The organism is Pseudoalteromonas sp. SR43-3, assembly GCF_014163875.1.
Lineage (GTDB): Bacteria > Pseudomonadota > Gammaproteobacteria > Enterobacterales > Alteromonadaceae > Pseudoalteromonas > Pseudoalteromonas distincta.
Genome location: NZ_JACJEC010000036.1, coordinates 1 through 5589 on the forward strand (window position 1 = coordinate 1; position 5589 = coordinate 5589).

The following is a 5589-nucleotide window of genomic DNA, read 5'->3' on the forward strand; positions in this document are numbered from 1 at the left end:
ACCAAGCGCACAGGGCGTGCATCTGTGAAAGTGTTATGGCAAGGATGGCTTAAGTTACAAGCCATCCTGGAAGGCTACGATTTAGCAAAATCTCTTGAGTCAGACTTGTGATCAAGAGACAGCTTTAGTAAGCGCCTTTTTTATTTATTTAGTTCTTTTATTTAGTTTTCGTGTTTGCTTTGCGTGCTCACTAAGCTCAGTTAAACCTAATTGGTCGTAACTTTTCTCCATCATTTCAAGCGCGGGATCTAAGTAACTGCTTTGTGAATAATGCTCAACAACAAACTTACCTCTATTAGCAGCAGCTAAATAAGCTTCACGTTCGTAATAGTAAGTTGCTACTTTTAATTCATAACGTGCCATGCGGTTTAAAAGCCACACTAAACGACGCTTAGCTTCAGGCGCGTAATCACTTTTAGGAAAACGTTTTACTAATGTCGATAAATCTGTAAATGCAACACGAGTACGGTTAGCATCACGGTCGGCTCTATCTACACCAAAGTACTCTTGGAACGCATTTTTATCTGCTTTAATATTTACTAAACCACGCATGTAATACATGTAGTCTAAATCTTTATGATTTGGGTTTAAGCGAATAAAGCGGTCAATGGTTGCAAGTGCTTGTTCAGTATTACCTGATTGATAATGTGCATAGACTAAGTCCATTTGTACTTGCTTAGAGAATGGGCCAAATGGGTAGCGAGAGTCTATAGCACTCAAAAGTTCAATTGCACGAGCATATAAACCAGAATCTAGCGTTTCTTTTGCATCTTCATATAAAGCGTGTGCAGACTTATTCGGTACACGTTGAATGTCTTCTTGGTCTGGAGCAGACGAACAAGCGCCTAAACTAAGTACAGAAACTGAAAAAACAATGGCAAATGCACGTTTCCCTATTTTATTTATCATTTTATTTGTTACCTTCGATGTCTTCGGCTAGGCCAAGTCGGTAAAACCGAGTAAACTATGCGTATTATATTATGCTTTTATTAAAAGCGATTCTAACCCAGTCGAGCAAAGCTTGCACTGGTAAATTGGGTAAAGTTACTAATGTCAGAGCAAATTTCTCTTCAAGCCGACGTTCCAACCGAATTAGGTGGTAAACGTCTAGACCAAGTATTAGCACAATTGTTCCCTGATTATTCACGTTCTCGTATAAAAACGTGGATTTTGGATGATAAAATCACTGTAGACGGTGAAATTTTCAACACTCCACGCGAAAAACTACTAGGTGGTGAAGTTGTAAGTGTTGAAACAACAATTGAAGCACCACGCGAATACGAAGCACAAGATATCAAATTAAACATTGTTTATGAAGACGATGATATTTTGGTAATTAATAAACCAATGGGCCTAGTGGTTCACCCAGGTGCGGGTAACCCTAATGGAACAGTGCTAAACGCATTGCTACATTACTACCCTGAAATAATTAACGTGCCACGCGCAGGTATTGTGCATCGTTTAGATAAAGACACGACCGGTTTAATGGTTGTAGCTAAAACGATTCAGGCCCAAACGCATTTAGTGAAAGCACTACAAAAGCGCGAAAATTTCACTCGTGAATATGAAGCACTGTGTAATGGCACCATGACTGCTGGTGGTATGGTTGAAAAAGCAATTGGCCGCCATCCTACGCAGCGTACGCATATGGCCGTACATGAAATGGGTAAGCCGGCAATTACACATTATCGTGTTGCTGAAAAGTTCCGTGCTCATACTCGTTTACGTTTGCGTTTAGAAACAGGCCGTACTCACCAGATTCGTGTGCACATGGCACATTTAAATCATCCGCTAATTGGCGATCAATCTTATGGCGGCCGTCCGCGTCCACCTAAAGGTGCAACACCAGAGTTATTCGAGTTACTTCGTAGCTTTAGACGCCAAGCACTACATGCTGTAAAATTGAGCATTGCGCATCCAATCACGGGTGAAATGATGACATGGCAAGCACCTATCCCTGATGATATGGTTGCTATGACACATGCACTACGTGAAGATACTAAAGCTAATCCTGATATCGATAGATAATGCACTTATTGTCAGCGACATGGCAAAACCTTCATAAAGTAGGAACGTTAAGTACTACTTGTGGAGGTGGTGTTTCAAAAAACCCATTTAAAAGTTTCAATTTGGGATACCATGTTGGAGATAATCAAGATCATGTATCAAAAAACCGCTCACTATTAACCAAACACTTACCTAAACCTGCCGTGTGGCTAAATCAAGTTCATAGCTCTGATGTTGTTATTGTTGATGAACATTTTGACTCTAATAAGTTACACAATGCTGATGCGCTTTATACTCAGTTATTAAATCAGCCTTTGGCTATCATGACTGCCGATTGCTTACCTATTTTATTAGTGAGTGATGATGAAAAGGAAGTTGCAGCTATACATGGTGGCTGGCGGGGGCTTGAGCAGGGAATTATTAAAAATACTTTAGAATGTTTTAGCTCAAAGTATGAAAATATAAATGCTTGGCTAGGGCCTGCAATTGGGCCAACTCAATTTGAGGTTGGCGCTGAAGTGTTTGAGTTATTTCAAAAAAGGTCTTCTTCATTTATTCAAGCATTTACACCACGAGCTAATGGCAAATTTCTTGCTGATATTTATGGCATTGCGCGTACTTTACTTACCCAGCAAGGCGTTAAAAATATTACAGGCGGCGACTATTGTACAGTCTCTCAAAGTGACTTATTTTTTTCTTATCGACGGGATGGGCAAACCGGACGTATGGCAAGTTTGATCTGGCGCAAGTAATTAGCACCTTTAGCTATTATATTTCTCTCTACACCTTGAACAAACACCTAAACATACCCATTAATTAAGCAATTAGATTATTTAATAGGTAACACCATGCGTTTAGATAGATTTACAAGTAAATTTCAATCTGCGCTTTCTGATGCGCAATCGCTAGCCCTTGGCCGCGACCATCAATTTATTGAACCCGTACATTTAATGTATTCACTACTGCAGCAAAGCGGCTCCAGTGTGCGCGCGTTATTTGCACAAACGGGGGTCAGCGCAGATGAACTTAACACCAAGCTTTCTCAAGAAATAGAAAAACTATTTAAAGTAGAAGGTGTAGGTGGCGACGTGCAGCTATCAAATAATATGGCTTCACTTATTAACCTATGTGACAAGTATGCGCAAAAACGCAAAGACAAATACATTTCAAGTGAATTGTTTGTACTGGCAGCATGCGACGATAAAGGTCCACTTGGCGATATATTCAGATCGTTAAATATTACCTCCACTAAAATTGAAACAGCAATTAAAGCGATTCGTGGTGGTCAAAAAGTTGATGACCCAAATGCCGAAGAAACACGCCAAGCGCTTGAAAAGTTCACGATTGATCTAACTGAGCGAGCAGAGCAAGGTAAGCTTGACCCTGTTATTGGTCGTGATGACGAAATTCGCCGCACGATTCAAGTATTACAGCGCCGTACTAAAAATAACCCTGTATTAATCGGTGAGCCAGGTGTTGGTAAAACAGCAATAGCAGAAGGTTTAGCACAGCGTATTATTAATGGTGAAGTACCTGAAGGATTAAAAAACAAACGTGTTTTATCGCTTGATTTAGGAGCACTAGTTGCGGGCGCTAAATATCGCGGTGAATTTGAAGAGCGTTTAAAATCAGTGTTAAACGAATTGGCTAAAGAAGAAGGCCAAGTCATTTTATTTATTGATGAAATACACACTATTGTGGGTGCAGGCAAAAGTGATGGCGCAATGGATGCGGGTAATATGCTAAAACCTGCTTTAGCACGCGGTGAGTTACACTGTGTTGGCGCAACCACGCTTGATGAATACCGTAAATATATAGAGAAAGACGCAGCACTTGAGCGTCGATTCCAAAAGGTACTCATTGAAGAGCCATCGGTTGAAGATACCATTGCAATATTGCGTGGCTTAAAAGAGCGATATGAGCTACATCATTCAGTAGAAATTACTGATCCCGCGATAGTTGCTGCGGCGCAGTTATCTCACCGCTACATTAGCGATCGTCAGTTACCAGATAAAGCAATTGATTTAATTGACGAAGCGGGTTCTTCAATTCGATTACAAATTGATTCAAAACCAGAGTCGTTAGATAAGCTTGAGCGTCGTATTATCCAATTAAAATTAGAAGATAATGCACTTGCTAAAGAAAAAGATGAGGCGAGTCAAAAACGTCGCACTGAAATGCAAGAGTTGATCACCGACCTTGATGGGCAATATCGTGAGCTAGATGAAATTTGGAATGCTGAAAAAGCATCGCTTCAAGGTACACAAGTAATTAAAGCCGAGCTTGAACAAGCAAGATTAGATTTAGATGTAGCGCGAAGAGCAAGTGATTTACAGCGTATGTCAGAGCTGCAATATGGGCGAATTCCAGAGCTTGAACGAAAACTTGATTTAGCCTCACAAGCTGAAATGCAAGAAATGACTCTGCTTAAGAACCAAGTAGGTGAGGATGAAATTGCTGAAATTTTATCTCGCTGGACAGGTATTCCTGTTGCAAGAATGCTACAAGGTGAGCGTGAAAAGCTGCTGCAAATGGAAGATAAGTTACACAGTAAAGTAATAGGGCAAGATGAAGCGGTCGTTGCTGTTGCTAACGCAATACGACGCTCACGTGCAGGACTTGCAGATCCTAATCGCCCAATTGGTTCTTTCTTGTTTTTAGGTCCAACAGGTGTGGGTAAAACCGAGCTTACAAAAGCACTGGCAGGTTTTATGTTTGATACCGAAGATGCCATGGTACGTATCGACATGTCTGAGTTTATGGAAAAGCACTCAGTTGCACGCCTAGTGGGCGCACCTCCAGGTTATGTGGGTTATGAAGAGGGCGGTTATTTAACAGAAGCTGTTCGTCGTAAACCTTACTCAGTTATATTGCTTGATGAAATAGAAAAAGCACACCCAGATGTGTTTAACATTTTACTGCAAGTGTTAGATGATGGCCGATTAACTGACGGACAAGGTAGAACCGTTGATTTTAAAAATACTGTTATTATCATGACATCAAATTTAGGCTCAGATATTATCCAAGAACAAGCGGGGAATAATGACTATACGACCCTTAAAGCTAAAGTAATGGAAGTATTGATTAATGAGTTTAGACCTGAGTTTATTAACCGTATTGACGAGACTGTTGTATTCCACCCGTTAGCAAACGAGCATATAAAAGAAATAGCTGATATTCAGTTAATGAAATTACGTGAGCGTTTAACAGAGATGGGGTATCTGCTTGAAATAAGCGATGCTGCACTTGAGCGAATTGCAGCAAGTGGGTTTGATCCTGTGTACGGTGCACGCCCGCTTAAGCGTGCTATTCAGCAAACGATTGAAAATCCGCTAGCACAAAAGCTACTTAATGGGGACTACATACCAGGTAGCGTGATTGTTATTGATGCAAATGACGACTCTTTGGTATTTACCAAACGCTGATTGTAAATAATTAAACTCTAAAGCCGCTAAAATAGCTGTCTCTTATACACAAATCCCTGCTAAGAAATTAGCGGGGATTTTTTTGAACTAAATCTCAATGTCATGATCAGATCTTCAAATCTTGTTTGAGGGCACATTATGATTAACGAACATACTC

At 40.4% G+C, this 5589-nt stretch carries 4 protein-coding genes; 3 read left to right on the forward strand and 1 reads right to left on the reverse strand.

Going from position 1 to position 5589, the window contains the following annotated elements; translation table 11 throughout:
• Positions 1-144 precede the first annotated feature (144 nt).
• A complete protein-coding gene (locus tag H5088_RS19995) occupies positions 145-909 on the reverse strand; it encodes an outer membrane protein assembly factor BamD (protein WP_002962210.1) in 765 nt (254 codons plus the stop codon).
• A gap of 141 nt (positions 910-1050) precedes the next feature.
• Here H5088_RS19995 and rluD point away from each other — a divergent pair, with 141 nt between their 5' ends.
• From rluD to clpB, 3 genes are all read left to right on the forward strand, one after another.
• On the forward strand, positions 1051-2028 hold the full coding sequence (gene rluD, locus H5088_RS20000; RefSeq protein ID WP_149594281.1) for a 23S rRNA pseudouridine(1911/1915/1917) synthase RluD: 978 nt from the start codon (positions 1051-1053) through the stop codon (positions 2026-2028).
• On the forward strand, positions 2028-2759 hold the full coding sequence (gene pgeF, locus H5088_RS20005) for a peptidoglycan editing factor PgeF (RefSeq protein ID WP_182733476.1): 732 nt from the start codon (positions 2028-2030) through the stop codon (positions 2757-2759). Before rluD ends, pgeF begins: the two co-directional genes overlap by 1 nt.
• Before the next feature lie 96 nt (positions 2760-2855).
• Positions 2856-5432 carry an ATP-dependent chaperone ClpB gene (gene clpB / locus H5088_RS20010; protein WP_165723615.1) on the forward strand — a complete coding sequence of 859 codons (2577 nt, stop codon included), beginning with the start codon at positions 2856-2858 and terminating at the stop codon, positions 5430-5432.
• Positions 5433-5589 lie beyond the last annotated feature (157 nt).

Bases quoted from the DNA above. Each gene is read 5' to 3' on its own strand.
- clpB (WP_165723615.1), top strand. From the start codon at position 2,856: ATGCGTTTAGATAGATTTACAAGTAAATTTCAATCTGCGCTTTCTGAT.
- pgeF (WP_182733476.1), top strand. From the start codon at position 2,028: ATGCACTTATTGTCAGCGACATGGCAAAACCTTCATAAAGTAGGAACG.
- rluD (WP_149594281.1), top strand. From the start codon at position 1,051: ATGTCAGAGCAAATTTCTCTTCAAGCCGACGTTCCAACCGAATTAGGT.
- H5088_RS19995 (WP_002962210.1), bottom strand. From the start codon at position 909: ATGATAAATAAAATAGGGAAACGTGCATTTGCCATTGTTTTTTCAGTT.